Raw genomic sequence first — 16,589 nt, forward strand, 5'->3', positions numbered from 1 at the left:
GAGCGGTTGGAGCCCTGTCATGGCGAGCGGCGAAGAGCACGAGATCCAGGAGGAACGGCTGGCGCTCCTCAGCGTCCTCCAGGAGCTCACGGTCGCGGCGCTCGACCTCTTCGATCCGCACCAGTCGATGGCGGTCTTCCTGGAGCGGCTCGCCGAGCGCCTGAGCTGCATCGCCGTGCTCGTGCTCGTCGAGCCGGCCCCGCGGGCCCCGCGGCTCCTCGACGCCGCCGGCCTGTCGGCGAGCTCGCGCGCGCTGCCCCTCCCGCCGCGCTCGCCCGCCGCGCCGGGCGAGCCCAACGGCGCGGGCGCGGACCTCTGCTTGCCGTACCCCGAGCTCGCGCGGCCCGGGCTCGTGACATGGCACTTCTCGCTGGAGGGGCAGGGCGACAGCGGCGCGTCCAGCCTCCTCCTCTGCTTCGAGAGCGAGCCCCCGTTCGCGCCCCGGTACCGGGGCATGATGCGCCGGCTCACGGCGACCTTCCGTACGGCGCTCGTGCACCGCCTGCTCTACGCCCGCATGATCGAGAACGAGCGCGAGCGCGCGCGGAACCTCGCCGCCGCGGAGGCGGGGCGCGCGGCGGCGGAGGCGGCGCAGCGGCGCGCGGCCTTCCTCTCGGAGGCGAGCCGGCTGCTCTCGAGCTCGCTCAATTACGAGGCGACGCTGGTGCGCGTCGCGCGCCTGCCGGTCCCGTTCGTCGCGGACTGGTGCATGGTCGACATCATCGAGCGCGAGGCGATGCTCCGGCGCGCGGTCGTCGTCCACGCCGATCCGCAGAAGAGCGAGCTCGCGCGCCTCCTGCAGGGCCAGACGCCGATGGACTCGGTCCTCCCGTCCGGCGTCGCCCGCGTGCTGGAGACGGGCGAGGCGGCGCTCTGCGAGGTCGCGGGCGCGCCCCTCGCCCCGGCGAGCGAGCGCGGCTCGTACGACAGCGAGCCGCCGGTGTCGGCCAGCGAGGCGCTCCTCATGGAGCTCGGCCTCCGGCGTTACATCTCCGTGCCGCTCGTCACGCGCGGCACGATGCTCGGCGTGCTCACCATCGCTTCCGGCCGCGACGATCTGCTGTACGGCGTGGAGGACCGGGCGCTCGCCGAGGATCTCGGGCGCAGGGCCGCGCTGGCGATCGACAACGCGCGGCTGTACGAGAGCGCGCAGCGGGCGATCCGGGCCCGGGAGGAGCTCGTCGCGGTGGTGTCGCACGATCTCAAGAGCCCGCTCGCCACCATCGTCATGAACACGAGCCTCCTGCGCCGGAAGCTGCCGGGCGCGGACGAGGCGGTCGACGTGCGGCGCCCTGTCGAGCGCATCCAGAAGGCGGCCGATCGCATGAACCGCCTCATCCGCGATCTGCTCGACCTGGCGAAGCTCGACGGCGGCCACATCTCGATCCAGCCGGTGCCCCACGACGTCGCTGGCCTGCTCGGCGACGCCATCGAGCTTTTGCGGGAAGAGGCGGCGGAGAAGTCGCTGCGCCTCGAGCAGAGCGTCGAGCTCGGCGTCGATCGGGCGCTCTGCGATCGCGAGCGGATCCTGCAGGTGATCGCCAACCTCGTCGGCAATGCGATCAAGTTCACGTCGGCCGGCGGCGAGGTCGCGATCCGGGCCGAGCCGTGGGGCCGGGAGGTGCGCCTCTCGGTGCGGGACACCGGCCCGGGCATCCCGGAGGACCAGCGGGCGCGGATCTTCGAGCGCTACTGGCAGGCGAAGGAGACGGCCCACAAGGGCACCGGGCTCGGCCTCTCGATCGCGAAGGCGCTCGTCGAGGTGCACGGCGGGCGGATCTGGGTCGAGAGCAAGGTGGGCGAGGGCAGCACGTTCTTCTTCACGCTGCCGATGGTGGAGGCCACGAGCGCGACCTCGGGAGTCGCGGCAGGCACGCGCCTCGGGGCCTGACAGCTGCATTCGGGGTTTGCCGTACAGCGGTGTAATCACATCTCCGAGGCAGGAGGGTCTCTTCGCCTTGCGCGTTGGCGGTCCGATCCGTTCATCGCTATACCTTGCCTCGATGAAGGACGTCGGGAACGACAGGGGCGAAACGGCGCCGGCCGAGGCTCGATGGGGTGATGACGAGCGGGGGCTCGTCGAGGCCGCGCTCGGGCTGCTGGGCATCCGCAACCTCGTGCTCGCGATCCACGATCCGAGCTTTCCCTCGGACGACGCCGAGGACATCGGGCGCGGGTCCCCGAACACCGAGGGGGGGCGCCGATTCCTCCGGTTCGCGCGGGATCTCGGCTTCAACGGCGTCCAGCTGGGGCCGCAGGGGGAGACCTCTGCCGACAACGCGTCTCCCTATGACGGCACCATCTTCTCGCGGAGCACGCTGTCGATCGCGCTCGCCGGGCTGGTCGAGGACGGCCCCTCTGGCGCGCTCCTCCGCCCCGAGTCGCTCCGGGAGATCGTCGCCGGGCGGCCTCCTGGCAGCGAGGCTCGCGCGCAGCACGGCCATGCCTACCGCGCGCAGCGCGCCGCGCTCCGCGAGGCGTACGCGTCGTTCGAGGGCCGGCGGAGGCGCGGCGATCTCGGCGATCTCGAGCGCCGCCTCGACGCCTTCACGCGGCGGAACGCCGTGTGGCTCGAGAGGGACGGGCTCTACGGCCCGCTCTGCGCCGAGCACCGGAGCGGCTGGTTTCACGGCTGGTCTGGCGAGCCCGATCTCGACCGGCGCCTCTACGCGCCTGGCCCTGGCGAGGTGGTCGCGTGCGGGGAGCGCAGGAGAGCGCTCCTCGACAGGTACCGCGACGAGCTCCGCTTCTACGCCTTCTGCCAGCTCCTCGCGCACGAGCAGCACGCGGCGCTCCGGACGGTGACGGCCGATCTCGGGCTCAAGCTCTACGGCGATCTGCAGATAGGCTACTCGCCTCAGGATGCCTGGGCCTATCAATCGGTCTTCCTCAGGGGGTATCTCATGGGCGCGCCGCCGAGCCGGACCAACCCGGAGGGCCAGGTGTGGAGCTACCCTGTCCTGGATCCCGCGCAGTACGCGGATGCGTCGTCCGGCGGGCTCGCGCTCGTCCGGTCGCGCATGGACAAGATGTTCGACGAGTTCGACGGGGTGCGCCTCGATCACCCGCACGGTCTCGTCTGCCCCTGGGTCTATGCGGCCGACGCCCCCGATCCGCTCCGCGCCGTCCAGGGCGGGGCGCGGCTCTTCTCGTCGCCCGACCTGCCGGAGCACCCGTTGCTCGCGCGGTACGCCATCGTCTCTCCCGGGCAGCTGAACCGCGCCGTGCCCCGCTATGCCGACGACTGGGTCACCTCGCTGTCTCCGGAGCAGGTCGGGCGCTACAGCGTCATCTTCGACACGATCGCGCGCTGCGCGGAGGCCCGCGGGCGCGCCATCTCCGACGTCGTGTGCGAGGTCCTGAGCACGCTCCCGTACCCGCTCGGGGCCGTCCTTGAACGGCACGGGCTGGGGCGCTTCCGGGTCACGCAGAAGGCCGATCTCGACAACCCGAAGGACGTGTATCGCAGCGAGAACGCCGCGCCCGCCGACTGGATCATGGTGGGGACCCACGACACGCCGCCGCTCTGGAGGCTCCTCGACACCTGGGAGCGCGCCTCCGCGCTGGGGCGGCAGGCGGCGTACCTGGCGACGCGCCTCGCGCCCTCGCCGGCCGAGGAGGGCGCGATGGCGCGCGCGCTCGCGTCCGACCCTCGCGCGCTGGCGCTGGCCAAGCTCGCCGACCTCTTCGCCAGCCCGGCGTCGAACGTGATGGTCTTCTTCGCCGATCTGCTCGGGATGAAGGAGATCTACAACACGCCCGGGACGGTGGGCGACCACAACTGGTCGTTGCGGGTCCCTCGCGATTACGAGCGGTCCTATCTGGAGATGCGCGCGCGCGGCGCGGCCCTCGATCTCCCGCGCGCGCTCGCGCTCGCGCTGCGGGCGCGGGGAGGCGCGGAGTCGGCGGAGCGCGGGAACCTCGCCAGACGGCTGGAGCGCTGCCCGCGCTAGCTAAGAATTCCTCCGAAGAATCCGGGGAGAACCTTCAGTTCGGGCTCCACACGGCCCACTTCCCCGAGGTGGCCCATGTGTCGCTCGCATCCTTGAACGCCCCGATGAACGCGGCGCTCCGGTCGAAGAACCCGTCCGGCGGCACGACCGCGTCCTTGGTCAGGGACGCCGCGGGACCGAACACCGGCGCGGACGGGTCGAAGCAGCCCTGGATACCCGGGTCCTCCTGCCGATTCTTCCGATCGGGCTCGCTCAGGAACGCGATCTCATCGAAGCCGCCGTCGTCGTCCTGGAGGATGCCAGTCCCGTCGCTCGTCTCGGCGTAGGCGAGGTCATTCACCAGATTGAAGAAGAGCGAGCTCGCTATGTTTTGCTCGGGATCCGGGTCGCGCACGTCGAGGCCCGACTCGAAGCCCGTGACGATCGTGTTGGTGATGTTCGCCTTCGTCGACCGGCGGAGCAGGATGCCGTACTGCTCCTTGCCCACGTCCACGCCTTTCCCGCAGAGCGTCGCGTTGTAGATCGTCGGCTCGCTCCGGGGCTCGAGCGCCGGCGTGAGCGCGAGCGGGTCGTTGTCCCCCTCGAACCCGTTCGTCTCCTCCGCGACGCTCGGGTCCTGCTGCGCCACGAGGAACTGGAGCTTTCCGCGATAACCCTGGTCCCAGTCGAAGGCGTCGTCGCCGCTGTACTGGCAGGCGAGGTGCTTTGCGTTCACCGTGCCCCCGAAGAACTCGAAGCAGTCGTCGGACACGTGCCTCACCTGGACGAAATCGATGATCGTCCCCCTGCCGACCCCGCCGAGGGTGAGCCCATTGATCTCGTTGTTCGGCGCGAGCTTCACGCCGGAGTACTCGATGCGCACGTATTTGAGCGTGCCGCTCGAGTCGTTCTCGTCGATGCCCCCGTATTGCCCGTTGTTCGTCAATCCCTCGATCTGGCCCGGGGTGCGTGCGCCGTTCGCGTCCACGTGGTTGGTCGGCGCGTTGCCGAGGAGGATGACGCCGCCCCAGTCGCCGGCCATGCGATCTTCCGGGGCCTTGCTGCTCGTGAACACGATGGGCTCCTCCCTGGTGCCCACGGCGATGAGCTTGGATCCGGGGTGCACGACGAGCGTCGCGGGGACCTGCGGGTTCGTCTCGCCGAGCACGGTCGTGCCCTTCTCGATGGTCAGCGTCGCCCCGGCCGCGACGTTCACCTGGCCCTTGAGGATGTAGTTCTTGTCACACCTGAGCGTGAAATCCTCCGTGATATCCCCGGTGATCTCGACGGTCGGCTTGTCGGCCGCCGCGCACCCGATTGGCGTGTTGCCTCCCTCGCCGCCGGCTGAGCCGCTCGACGAGGGGACGCAGATGCTCTCTGTGCGATTGCAGATGGCGCCGTCGAACTGCGCGCAGTCCGCGTCGGAAGTGCATTGCACATCCCGCTGCTCGATGATGAGCGAGCACGCGAGGGCGCTCGTGGCGAGCGCGCCCATGGCCAGCGCGAGGGCGGCGGCAGGTGGTGAATCGACGGGGCTGCGCTCGTGGTTCATTGCAATCACCCGATGGCAAGGGAATCGTTTCTGTCAAGCAGGACGGCGCTGTCCGGCCGACCGGGACGTGGCGAAACCGTCGCTGACAGGCCATCGCATTCGCGAGAACGTCACATGACGGCCGCTTCGAGGTAACAGGTCGCGGGCATTCTCCGGGCCGGGCTGGCCTCCCTCTGGGGATCGATCCGGCACAGGTCGAATGAGCGCTCCCAGCGATCCCAATGGTTGGCGGAAATATCGCCCGATCGCCGAGATCGGCAGGGGCGGTATGGCCGACGTCTGCCTCGCGGTCGCCCAGGGCCCGGTGGGATTCAACAAGCTCGTCGTGCTGAAGCGGGTGCGGCCCGAGCTCGTGGAGGACGCCGACATCCTTGCCATGTTCCTCGACGAGGCGCGGCTCGCGGCCCGATTGAATCATCCGAACGTCGTTCAGACGTACGAGGTCGGCGACGAGGGAGCGCGCTTCTTCATCGCCATGGAGTACCTCGACGGCCAGCCGCTCGGCAGCGTTCGCTCCCGCGTGGGGCACGACAAGGTGCCGCTCCCGCTCCAGGTTCGCGTCCTGTGCGACGCGCTGGCCGGGCTCCATTACGCGCACAACCTGCGTGATTTCGACGGAACACCCATCCACGTCGTCCACCGCGACGTGAGCCCCCAGAACATCTTCATCACCTATGATGGCGTGATCAAGGTTGTCGACTTCGGCATCGCCAAGGCGGCCGACTCGCTGACGGAGACGCGCACCGGAACGCTCAAGGGCAAGGTCTCGTACATGTCGCCGGAGCAAGCGCGCGGAGAGCGCGTCGACCGGCGCTCCGACGTCTTCTCGGTGGGGGTGATCCTCTGGGAGTCGATCGCCCGGAGGCGCATGTGGAAGGGCTTCAACGACCTCGCGATCCTCGGGCGGCTCGCCATCGGCGAGGTCCCGAGGCTCGCGGAAGAGGCGTCCAGGGTCGAGCTCGACCCCGAGATCGAGCGGATCTGCCAGAAGGCGCTCGCGCCCGCGCGCGAGGACCGTCATGCCTCCGCGGCCGAGCTGCAGGCGGATCTCGAGCGCTGGCTCGGCGAGCGCCACCGGGGCATGTCCGCGCGGGAGGTCGGCGAGATCGTGGCCGGCCAGTTCGCCGACGACAGGGCGCGGATCAAGCAAGTCGTGGAGGAGCAGCTGCGCGGCGTGCGCTGGACCGGGAGCTATCCGAGGGTCACGCCGGCGCCCGACCTGCCGAAGCTGAGCGCCGGTCCGATGTCGATGACGCCGACCTTGACTGCGCCCGCGGCGGTCAGCGCCTCCTCGGACGGGAGCTCCATGCTGCCCTCGGTCAGCATGACCGGCGCGAAGGAGCGCCCCGCGCGCCCGAACCGCACGATAGTCGTGATCGCGGTCACCTTCGTCGCCATCGGCGGAGCCGTGAGCGTCGGGGTCTTGCGCGCGCAGCCATGGAGGATCGCCGCGAGCGATCACCAAGAGGCGCAGGTCGCCGCGCAGCCTGCGGCGGAGCCCTCTCCGAAGCAGGAAGAGGCCATCCGCCTCGTCGTCCGCGTCTCGCCGGTCGACGCGAAGGTCTCCATCGACGGCTCGCCGATGTCGACCGGCGCCTACGAGGGCCGCCTCGCCAGGGATGGCCGCGCGCACGTCATCCGCGCGGAGGCGCCGGGTTTCCTCGCGCAGGAAGAGGAGGTCACGGCGAGCAACGATCTCTTCTTGAGCCTCGCGTTGAAGAGCGCACCGGAAGCGCAGCCGGGAAGGCTCGCCGCCATCGGTCGGAGCGCCCCGGCGAGCGTCGCCACGGCGCCGCCTGCGTCCGCCGCGCCGCCGTCGAGCGCGCCCGCGACGCCGCCTGCCGAGCAGAAGCCGAAGCGGGGGATCGATCTGGAGAGCCCGTACGCCCGATGAAGACCCCGAGAGCGCTCGCCCTCTGCGCCGCGATCGTGCTCAGCGCCCCGCTCGGCGCGTTCGCTCAGCCTGCCGGTAACAAGACCGAGGAGGCCGACGCCCGCTTCCGGCGAGGTGTCGAGCTCTACAACGAGGTGGATTATGGCGCTGCGCTCACCGAGTTTCGCCGCGCCTACGAGCTCGCACCCGCATATCAGGTGCTCTACAACATCGCGGGTACGTGTTATCAGCTCAAGGACTACGCTTGCGCGCTGCGCGCCTTCGAGAGGTACCTCGCCGACGGTGGCGAGCAGCTCCCGGGCGGCCGGCGGGCCGAGGTGGAGCGGGACATCGCCGTCCTGCGGAGCCGCGTCGCGACGGTGGAGATCTCGACCTCGGCGCCGGACGTCGAGATCTCCGTGGACGGCGTGCCGGCGGGCAGGACGCCGCTCGCTGAGCCCCTTCTGATGAGCGCCGGGCGCCGCCGCATCGTCGCCGAGGCGCCGGGCCGCCCGGCCATGTTGAGGGTCGTCGACGTGGCCGGCGGCGATCACGTTCAGCTCAAGATCGCGCTCCCCGAGGCGCGGGCGCTGCGGGACCCCGGCGAGGGCGCGGGCGGCGCGCCGGCTCCGCCTCCGGCGCCGCCGGGCGCGCTTTGGATGGACCGCGCGCCTCGCCAGCAGCGGAGCGTGCCCGTGTTCCCCTGGCTCGCGACCGGCGCGCTCGCCGTGGGCGCGGCCGCCACCGGGGTCCTCGCGCTCGGCGCTTCCAGGGACCTCGACGCGGAGCTCGATCGGTATCCCGGCGACGCCCGCGCCGTCGAGCGAGCGCGGGCGAGGAGCGAGGCGCTCGCGCTCACCACCGACCTGCTCGCGGGCGCCGCCGTGCTCGCCGGCGGCATCTCGATCTACCTCACTGTCGCTGGCGCAGGCCCGGAGCGCGGCGATGGAGAGCGCGCGTCATCTCCTCCGGTGAGGCTCACGATCGCGCCGGCGTCTCTCGAGATCGCGGCCTCTTTCTAGGACCGACGCAGAGCGTCGCAGGGTCGCGACGGTCAAAACGCTTGCATCCAGCGCGCTGGAGCTGCATTGATCCGGGCGATCGCCGCGGTCATGGGGGCCTCTCCCGTGCGACGCCGCGGCGACGGTGCGACAAGGTGGTCAATCGCCCGCGCTGCCCGCGAGTCGAGAACGAGATGGGAGACACCAGGTGAGCACGACCAAAGCGTCTCTTGGGACCCTGTTCCTCATGCTCTCCCTGGCCGCGCCTGCGCTCGCGCAAGAGGCGGCGCCGCGGCAGCCCGTCACCGACAAGACGAAGGAGCGTTGGGCGAAGAGCCAGGGAGGCCGGTTCGGCTTCGAGATCGACGTCCTCAGCTCGTCTTACCAGCGGGAGATCGCGGCGGCTGCCGGCGAAGAGGCCTCCGTCGAGGAGTCGTCGCGGCTCGGCGTCGCCATCACCGCGGCCACCCAGTACAAGCTCTTCGCGGGTCTCCACCTCGACGCGGAGATCCCGTTCGCCTACGGCGACGTCTCGGGCCCCCAGTCGACAGACCTGTTCGGCAGGCGGTTCACGAGCGGCGCAGGATACAGCCAGTTCTTCATCGGCAATCCCACGTTCGGCCTCCACTACGCTGCCAACGCCCTGCCCATCCTCGCGCTCTTCGGCGGCATGAGCTTGACGATCCCGCTCCACCCGCACCCGGGGACGGAGCTCCAGGTCGCGTCGGTGGCGAACTTCCCCGCGCGGGCTTACTTCGATGCGCAGCGCGTGCTGCTCGCGCACTGGGCCTTCCGGGCGCGCGTCGGGACCGAGATCAACGTCGGCAAGGTGCTGTTCTTCACCCACGACCTCGCGAGTCAGGTCTTCTTTCCGACCCGGGACGGGGAGGACACGAAGACCGTGATCGAGCAGGGAAACGAGATCGAGTTCCGCCCGTTCGGGAACTTTGGCATCGGCATGCGCCTTCAGGCGGCGTTCCCTCTCTCCTCGAGCAACTCAGCCCAGCTCGCGGCGGAGCCGTTCGTCGGCTGGGAGCCGCTCGTGAAGGGCTCTTTCACCCGCGTCGGCGCGCTGGTCGCGCTCGACGACGACCTTGGCTTCGGCCTCGATCAGGGGAAGGTCGCCACCATCCGCGTCGCCCTGGGCAGCAAATGGTAGGGAGCGAGCGCCGGAGGGGCGAGCTACGCTGAGCGCCCCGTGATGACGACCCCCAGCCCGAGCCGCGACCCCTGGGTCGGCGTGCCGAGGGCGAACCCTGCTGCCCGGCTTCGACTCTTCTGTGCGCCCTATGCGGGCGGCGGCTCGTCGATCTACAGCGCCTGGTGGCGCGCGCTCCCCGCGCACACGGAGCTCTGCGCGCTCAAGCTCCCCGGCCGGGAGGCGCGCATGAGCGAGCCGCCGTTCGAGCGCCTCACGCCGCTCGTCCAGGCCCTCGCCACCGCGCTCGAGCCATGGCTCACGAAGCCGTTCGCGCTGTATGGCCACAGCCTCGGCGCGCTCGTCTGCTTCGAGCTCGCGCGCGAGCTCCGCCGCCGGGGAGCACCGCTGCCGCGCCACCTCTTCGTGTCGGGCCGGCGCCCGCCTCACGTTCGCGGCTCGGATCCGCTCCACGGCCTGCCCGAGCCCGAGTTTCTGGAGCGGATCCGCCGCATGGGGGGCACGCCCGACGAGGTGCTGCGCGACCCGGAGCTCCTGGCGCTCTTCCTGCCTGTCCTGCGCGCGGATTTCGCGGTCAACGAGGTCGAGCCGTTCGTCCCGGGGACCCCGCTCGATTGTCCGATCTCCGCGTTCGGGGGCCTCGACGACGAGCGCGCGGACCGCGCCGCTCTCGAAGGCTGGCGCCATCACACGCGCGGGGCCTTCCGGGTCGAGATGTTCCCCGGCGGACACTTCTTCCTGCGGAGCGCCCGGGAGCCGCTCCTGCGGCAGATCTCGGCCGTCCTCGGCGACGTCGAGCGCGCGCTCCCCGCGTGACGGCCGGCGCTGGGTGGGTGTTGAGCCCGGGGCGGGAGCCATGCAAAGAAGGAGGGACCCGCAGCCTCTCTGCCTCTCTGCCCCTCTTCCTCTCTGCTTCCCCGGAGACCCGAACGATGACCGATTTCCAGTACCAGGACATGCTCCCCCTCGGCCATGACGAGACCCCGTACCGCCTCGTCAGCCGCGACCATGTCTCGACCTTCGAGGCCGCCGGCTCGACGTTCCTCAAGGTCGAGCCGGAGGGGCTCACCCTGCTCGCGCGCGAGGCGATGCGCGACATCGCCCACCTCCTCCGGCCCGGTCACCTCGCGCAGCTCGCGCGGATCCTCGGCGATCCCGAGGCCTCCTCGAACGATCGCTTCGTCGCCCTCGAGCTCCTCAAGAACGCGAGCATCGCCGCGGGGGGCGTGCTCCCGTCGTGCCAGGACACCGGCACGGCCGTCGTCATGGGCAAGAAGGGCCAGCTCGTCTTCACGGGCGGCGGCGACGAGGCGGCGATCGCGCGCGGCGTCTTCGAGACCTACCGCGCGCAGAACCTGCGCTATTCGCAGCTCGCGCCGCTCGACATGTACCGGGAGGTCAACACGAACGACAACCTCCCTGCGCAGATCGAGATCTTCGCGACGGACGGCGACGCCTACAAGCTCCTGTTCATGGCGAAGGGCGGCGGCTCCGCGAACAAGAGCTATCTTTACCAGGAGACCAAGGCGCTCCTGAACCCGGAGAGCCTGCTCTCCTTCGTCGAGGCGAAGATCCGCGCGCTCGGCACCGCGGCGTGCCCGCCGTACCACCTCGCCATCGTCGTCGGCGGCACGTCGGCCGAGTACACGCTCAAGGTCGCGAAGCTCGCCTCCGCGCGCTACCTGGACACGCTCCCGGCCGACGGCAACGCGCGCGGGCGCGGCTTCCGCGACCGCGAGCTCGAGCAGAAGGTGCTCGAGCTCGCGCAGCGGACGGGGATCGGGGCGCAGTTCGGGGGCAAGTACTTCTGCCACGACGTCCGGGTCATCCGCCTGCCGCGCCACGGCGCCTCGTGCCCTGTCGGCATCGCCGTCTCGTGCTCTGCGGATCGTCAGGCGCTCGGCAAGATCACGCGCGAGGGCATCTTCCTCGAGCAGCTCGAGGCCGATCCCGCGAAGTACCTGCCCGACACAACGGACGCGGATCTCGAGGGCGAGGTCGTGAAGCTCGATCTCCGCCGTCCCATGAGCGAGATCCGCGCGGAGCTCTCGAAGTACCCCATCCGCACGCGGCTCTCGCTGAGCGGCCCGATGATCGTCGCGCGAGACATCGCGCACGCGAAGATCAAGGAGCGCCTCGATCGCGGCGACGGCATGCCGAGCTACCTGCAGGAGTTCATGGTCTACTACGCCGGGCCCGCGAAGACGCCCGCGGGCTACGCCTCCGGCTCGTTCGGCCCCACCACGGCCGGCCGGATGGACGCGTACGTCGACCTCTTCCAGGCGAACGGCGGCAGCTACGTCATGCTCGCGAAGGGCAACCGCTCGCCCGCCGTCACAGCGGCGTGCAAGAAGCACGGCGGCTTCTACCTGGGCTCGATCGGCGGTCCGGCCGCGCGCCTCGCGAAGGACTGCATCAAGAAGGTCGAGGTGCTCGAGTACCCCGAGCTCGGCATGGAAGCGGTCTGGAAGATCGAGGTCGAGGATTTCCCCGCCTTCATCGTGGTGGACGACAAGGGCAACGACTTCTTCGCCGACATCAACAAGCCGGCCGGCCGGAAGCTCGAAGTCGCCGGCTGACGTCCGGAGCCCGGGAATCGCGGCCGGGCAGCTCCCCTCCGCCTCCAGCGCCGGCGCGGCGGCGCCGGCCGCCCTCTCCATCCGTGCCAGACCTTCCAGGACCCGCGCAAACTCCGCGTCGGCGGCGGCGCGACAGCGAGCTTGACTGGCGACGATGTCCGCTCCGGATCGGCGTCGAGGACCCGGTTCCATCCGTTCGTGATACGGCTCGACACCAGCTTTCCCTGCTTCCGTCACCTGGATCGACGAGCGTGACCGAGGCAAATGGTCACATTCGAGGCGTCTTGGCGCCTGTTCAGCCCGGTGTCGGCTCGACGAGCGCTGCTGGGGCCGCGGCCCGCGGGGGCACGGTCCGTGCTTTGACCTCGTGCGGAAGGAGCTGAGCATGACAGTTCGACCTGATCGCACGGTGTCTCATGGCCGCGCTGACGCTGGGCACCACCGTTTCGAGGATCGGCACGGTGGTCCCCATGGATCTCGCCATCAGCTGGAGGTGGATCGTTTGGACCGACTGGTGCGCGCAGCGCAGGAGATCGCTGGTCAAGCAGAGCGTCGAGAGCGCGAGCAGCGCAGCGACGCGGGCCAGGAGGCGAGGCCCGGCGACGGCGGCGTCAAGTCGCGTCCGGCGCCGAGGAATCCGAGCATCGCCGACCTCGAGCGCGCGGACAACGAGGGGATGCTGCCGCCGGGGGAGACGTGATGAGCGCACGCGCGATGAGCCTCGATGGGCTCGTCGATCGGCTCGTGCCGGGCGCGCTCCGCCCCGCGGAGCGCGCGCCCCTCGCCCCTGCGCTCGACGCGGAGGTGCGGCACGTCGACACGTGGAGCGCGGGGCGCCTCGCCTATTACGTGGACGCCCGCGCTGCGGGGCGCCCCGTGGTGCTCGTGCACGGGGTCGACGCGGCCGCCTCGTCCAGGGAGATGGCGCCCCTGTTCGATGCGCTCCGCGGCGAGCGGCCGGTCTACGCGCTCGATCTTCCCGGCTTCGGCCTCTCGGAGCGAGCGGACCGCGTGTACGATCGCGAGCTCTACCGCGCCGCGCTGCGCCGCTTCCTCACGGACGTGGTCCGCGCGCCGGGCGGCGCCGACGTCATCGCGCTCTCCCTCTCCTCGGAGTTCGCCGCCGCCGTTGCCTGCGAGGAGATGAGCATTGTTCACAGCCTCGTGCTCATCTCCCCGACGGGGCTCGGCCGTGAGCCTCCCGGCGCGAGCGCCCTCCTCCGGGCTGTCTCGCGCGTCCCCTACGCCGCCGAGGCGCTCTATCGCGTGCTGGCCGCGCCGCCCAGCATTCGCTGGTTCCTGAAGAAGAGCTTCGTCGGCGAGCCGGATCCAGGCCTCGTCGACTATGCCATCCGCGCGTCGAAGGAGCCTTTTGCCCACCGGGCCCCCCTCGCGTTCATCGCCGGTGCCCTGTTCACGGACGACGCTCTCCAGCGCATCTATGCGCGTCTGCCCGTCGCCACGCTGATCCTCCACGACCGTGACCCGTATTCGCGCTTCGAGCGCCTCGCCGAGCTCACGCAGCAGAACCCGCGCGTGGAGGCCGCCCGCGTCGCGCCGACGCTGGGTCTCCCGCACTTCGAGCAGCTCGACGCCACGCTCGATGTGGTGCGCAGGTTCTGGGCGCAGGACCCTTGGTAGCTCACCTCCACAGAACGACCAGGACAGCCTGGTAGGGAGCTCCGCGCAGGGCGGACGTCGATTTCCTGCGGAGCCCCCCAGGCTCCGCAGGGAAGCCGAGGTCGTCCGGTCCGCTCAGGAGCCGTCGCCATCGACGCCGAACATGTATGCGCCATTACTGACTGGCCCCTTCTCGTGCCAGCGGGCCTGTGCTCCGCCGGTCTCGTGCGACCCCGAGGGGGGTCTCAGGGATCGACCTGCGACACGCATCCAGTTCCACCGCTCCTGAAGCACCTGGTGTACAACGGAGCGGTGGCGGAACACCGGGTGTGCCGACAGGAGCACCCGGTGGGTGTGGTCACGTGCGTGCCGGTTCGATGGGGGGCCATTTCGTTAGGACCATGACATCTGCGGCCCGGGAGGGGTTGTCCTTGTGCAGCATTCCGGCGATGGAGCGCTGCGCCAGGACATCACGATGGATGGTCAGGCGATGGAGCAACGCGGCACGCGTCTACAGGGGGCGCGGATTGTTTCCAGGCGTAAAAGTCTTTGCAAACTCCAGGTCAACGGGCTAATTAAGCTCTTATAGCGGGGGATGTCGTGAATTCAGGCGGCCAAACCATCTCTTCGACCCAGCAAGCGAGCAACAGCTTGCTTGGTCGATACCGCCTGATTGCAAAATTGGGTCGTGGTGGGATGGCCGATGTGTTTCTGGCCGTCTCCCGCGGGCCCGGGTCGTTCAACAAGCTCGTTGTTGTGAAGTGTCTCCGCGTCGGGATGGCGGATGACCCGCGCTACGTCCTGATGTTCCTGGACGAGGCCAAGCTCTCGGCCCGGCTCAATCACCCCAACGTCGTTCAGACCTACGAGATCGGGGGCGAGAGCGGCGGGTACTTCATCGTGATGGAGTACCTCGAGGGCCAGCCGCTCAAGGACGTCGTGAGGGCGGTTGTGAGCGGCTGTCCTGGCGCCGCGAGCTTCACGCGGGGGGCGTGGGTCAGGATCATCGCCGAGACGCTGCGCGGGTTGCACTACGCGCATGAGCTCGCGGACTTCGATGGCGGTCTGCTCGGCATCGTGCACCGCGACGTCTCGCCCCACAACATCTTCGTCACGTACGACGGAGCTGTGAAGATCGTCGATTTCGGCGTCGCGAAGGCGGCCCTCAACGCGGCGCACACCGAGAGCGGAACCTTCAAGGGCAAGATGGCCTACGCCGCGCCCGAGCAGGCGATGGCGAGCGCCGACGTCGATCGGCGGGCCGATATCTTCGCCATCGGCATCGTGCTCTGGGAGCTCCTGGCGATGCGGCGGCTGTTCGATGGCGACCACGTCGCCGTGATGCACCAGCTGCTCACGCGGGACATCCCGCGGCTCTCCACCGTCGTGCCGGACATCGATCCGGCGCTCGATGAGATCGTGGCGAGGGCCCTCCAGCGGGATCCCGATCGACGGTTCGCCACCGCGCAGGAGATGGGCGACGCGCTGGAGAGTTACCTGCGGGGCTCGGGTGAGGACGTCCGCACGGAGCAGCTCGGCGCGCACGTGCTCGAGATGTTCGCGGAGAGCCGAGCGCTCGTGCGCCAGCAGGTCACCGCGCAGTTCGAGTACCTGAGCTCGCTGGATGTCGCGGGCGACATCCAGCGCGCCTCGATGGTCGGAGAGTTCCCCCGCGCCTCGATGGTCATGGGGATGAACCGCTCGATGTGGCCCTCCGCGACCGCGGCCGGTCTACCCCTCCTCAGCGATCAAAGCCACAGCTTCCCCGCCCACCATCATCACGAGCCCCCGGCCGTCGATCCCGGCAGCCTGGGCGCGACGGTGGGGCGCGCCTCGTCCTGGCGGCAGCGTGGGTATCTCGCCTCTGTGCTCGGGGTGGTCGCGCTGCTCGCCGCGGGGGCCTTCGTGATGTTCCGCGAGCGCTCGGTGGAGCCCGTCGCGTCGGAGCAGCCTGCTGCGGTGTCCACGGCTGCGACGGCGCTCGAACCGGGCCTGATGAAGGCCAAGGTCACGATCAAGAGCGAGCCCGCGGACGCGAACGTGAGCTGGAACGGGACCATGCTCGGCAAGACGCCCCTCAGCGTCGAGCTGCCTCAAGGGATGCAGGTCGTCGTTGTGTCCAGGGCCGGTTGGGTCGACGTGTCGATCTTCCTGCAGCTCGCCGCGTCGGACGTCGTCGAGCGCACCGTCGCGCTCCGGCGTCAGGACGTCAGCACGATACCCTCCAATTAGATCTCCCCGTCTCCCTGTGAATTTCCCCGACAAATTCGAGGGGATACTTCAGGTGCCGGCCCGGAGGACGCGCATGGAGGAACCTGCCTTGGCGGCGAGGCGGCGGACTTCTCGACCGAGCCAGTCGAGGAAATCGAGGTCCCACGGAGGACCGTCGGGCCAGCGCGCGCGTATGCGGTCGGCGAGCTCGAGATCCCAGCTCCCGTAGAGATCCACGAGCGCGTCATGCGCCTTGCGGCCGGCCAGCGCTTCAGGGGCCCCGCGAGGCTCGCCTCCGTGCGCGAAGGCGTCATCGCAAACATAGTAGTTACACGTCGCCGCGCGCCGCTCGGGGGGAATGGTGCAGCCCTCATGACCGTGGAAAGCGCACCTCTTGGGGAGCGCTCGGCCATCGCTGCCCTGGGGCTCGACCCGCAGGATGAGCAGGCCGCGCTGGCCGGGGCGCAGGTTGCCCGCGGCCATCTGCTCGAGCAGCCAGCCAGCGCCGCCGAGCGAGACGATCCGCCCGATGTCCGACCACTCGACCCCCGGCGGGCTGGCGCAGCAACCCGTCGGGCCCTGCGGGCACGAGCCGCACAACGTCGAGTGCAACCGCGTATGCATGCCCGCGAGCTCCAGCCGGATCATCGCGCCACCAGCGC

General features: G+C 70.1%; 12 protein-coding genes. 10 read left to right on the forward strand and 2 right to left on the reverse strand.

Annotated elements, in window-relative coordinates; all coding sequences use genetic code 11:
* The first annotated feature begins 19 nt into the window (after nt 1-19).
* Together WMF46_RS01960 and WMF46_RS01965 are read left to right on the forward strand one after the other, a co-directional pair.
* Nucleotides 20-1,891: an ATP-binding protein gene (locus WMF46_RS01960; protein WP_437984037.1), complete on the forward strand. Its 1,872-nt coding sequence runs from the start codon at nt 20-22 to the stop codon at nt 1,889-1,891.
* A 112-nt stretch (nt 1,892-2,003) separates the two neighbouring features.
* Entirely contained in the window at nt 2,004-3,953 is a 1,950-nt protein-coding gene (locus tag WMF46_RS01965) for a 4-alpha-glucanotransferase (RefSeq protein WP_437984038.1), read from the forward strand.
* A gap of 34 nt (nt 3,954-3,987) precedes the next feature.
* Here the strand turns inward: WMF46_RS01965 and WMF46_RS01970 are convergent, their stop codons facing one another.
* Nucleotides 3,988-5,484 carry a hypothetical protein gene (locus WMF46_RS01970; RefSeq protein ID WP_437984039.1) on the reverse strand — a complete coding sequence of 499 codons (1,497 nt, stop codon included), beginning with the start codon at nt 5,482-5,484 and terminating at the stop codon, nt 3,988-3,990.
* A gap of 199 nt (nt 5,485-5,683) precedes the next feature.
* Here WMF46_RS01970 and WMF46_RS01975 point away from each other — a divergent pair, with 199 nt between their 5' ends.
* The 8 genes from WMF46_RS01975 to WMF46_RS02010 all read left to right on the forward strand — a co-directional run bounded on the left by WMF46_RS01975 (nt 5,684) and on the right by WMF46_RS02010 (nt 15,948).
* A complete protein-coding gene (locus WMF46_RS01975; protein WP_437984040.1) occupies nt 5,684-7,378 on the forward strand; it encodes a serine/threonine protein kinase in 1,695 nt (564 codons plus the stop codon).
* Complete coding sequence (locus tag WMF46_RS01980; RefSeq protein ID WP_437984041.1) at nt 7,375-8,379, forward strand: hypothetical protein; 1,005 nt, start codon at nt 7,375-7,377, stop codon at nt 8,377-8,379. The genes WMF46_RS01975 and WMF46_RS01980 overlap by 4 nt, the downstream gene beginning before the upstream one ends.
* A gap of 187 nt (nt 8,380-8,566) precedes the next feature.
* Nucleotides 8,567-9,517 carry a hypothetical protein gene (locus tag WMF46_RS01985; RefSeq protein WP_437984042.1) on the forward strand — a complete coding sequence of 317 codons (951 nt, stop codon included), beginning with the start codon at nt 8,567-8,569 and terminating at the stop codon, nt 9,515-9,517.
* Between the two features lie 42 nt (nt 9,518-9,559).
* Nucleotides 9,560-10,333, forward strand: coding sequence for a thioesterase II family protein (locus tag WMF46_RS01990; RefSeq protein WP_437984043.1), 774 nt, complete (start codon nt 9,560-9,562; stop codon nt 10,331-10,333).
* A gap of 116 nt (nt 10,334-10,449) precedes the next feature.
* Nucleotides 10,450-12,096, forward strand: a complete 1,647-nt coding sequence (locus WMF46_RS01995) for a fumarate hydratase (RefSeq protein WP_012232992.1) — start codon at nt 10,450-10,452, stop codon at nt 12,094-12,096.
* Between the two features lie 502 nt (nt 12,097-12,598).
* Nucleotides 12,599-12,796: a hypothetical protein gene (locus WMF46_RS02000; protein WP_437984044.1), complete on the forward strand. Its 198-nt coding sequence runs from the start codon at nt 12,599-12,601 to the stop codon at nt 12,794-12,796.
* Nucleotides 12,797-12,810: 14 nt separating this feature from the next.
* Complete coding sequence (locus WMF46_RS02005; RefSeq protein WP_437984045.1) at nt 12,811-13,737, forward strand: alpha/beta fold hydrolase; 927 nt, start codon at nt 12,811-12,813, stop codon at nt 13,735-13,737.
* A gap of 579 nt (nt 13,738-14,316) precedes the next feature.
* A complete protein-coding gene (locus tag WMF46_RS02010) occupies nt 14,317-15,948 on the forward strand; it encodes a protein kinase domain-containing protein (RefSeq protein ID WP_437984046.1) in 1,632 nt (543 codons plus the stop codon).
* 48 nt (nt 15,949-15,996) lie between these two features.
* Here the strand turns inward: WMF46_RS02010 and WMF46_RS02015 are convergent, their stop codons facing one another.
* Nucleotides 15,997-16,575 carry a hypothetical protein gene (locus tag WMF46_RS02015; RefSeq protein WP_437984047.1) on the reverse strand — a complete coding sequence of 193 codons (579 nt, stop codon included), beginning with the start codon at nt 16,573-16,575 and terminating at the stop codon, nt 15,997-15,999.
* Nucleotides 16,576-16,589: the final 14 nt, after the last annotated feature.

Origin of the sequence: Sorangium sp. So ce117, from assembly GCF_051524395.1 — a bacterium.
Lineage (GTDB): Bacteria > Myxococcota_A > Polyangia > Polyangiales > Polyangiaceae > Sorangium > Sorangium cellulosum_B.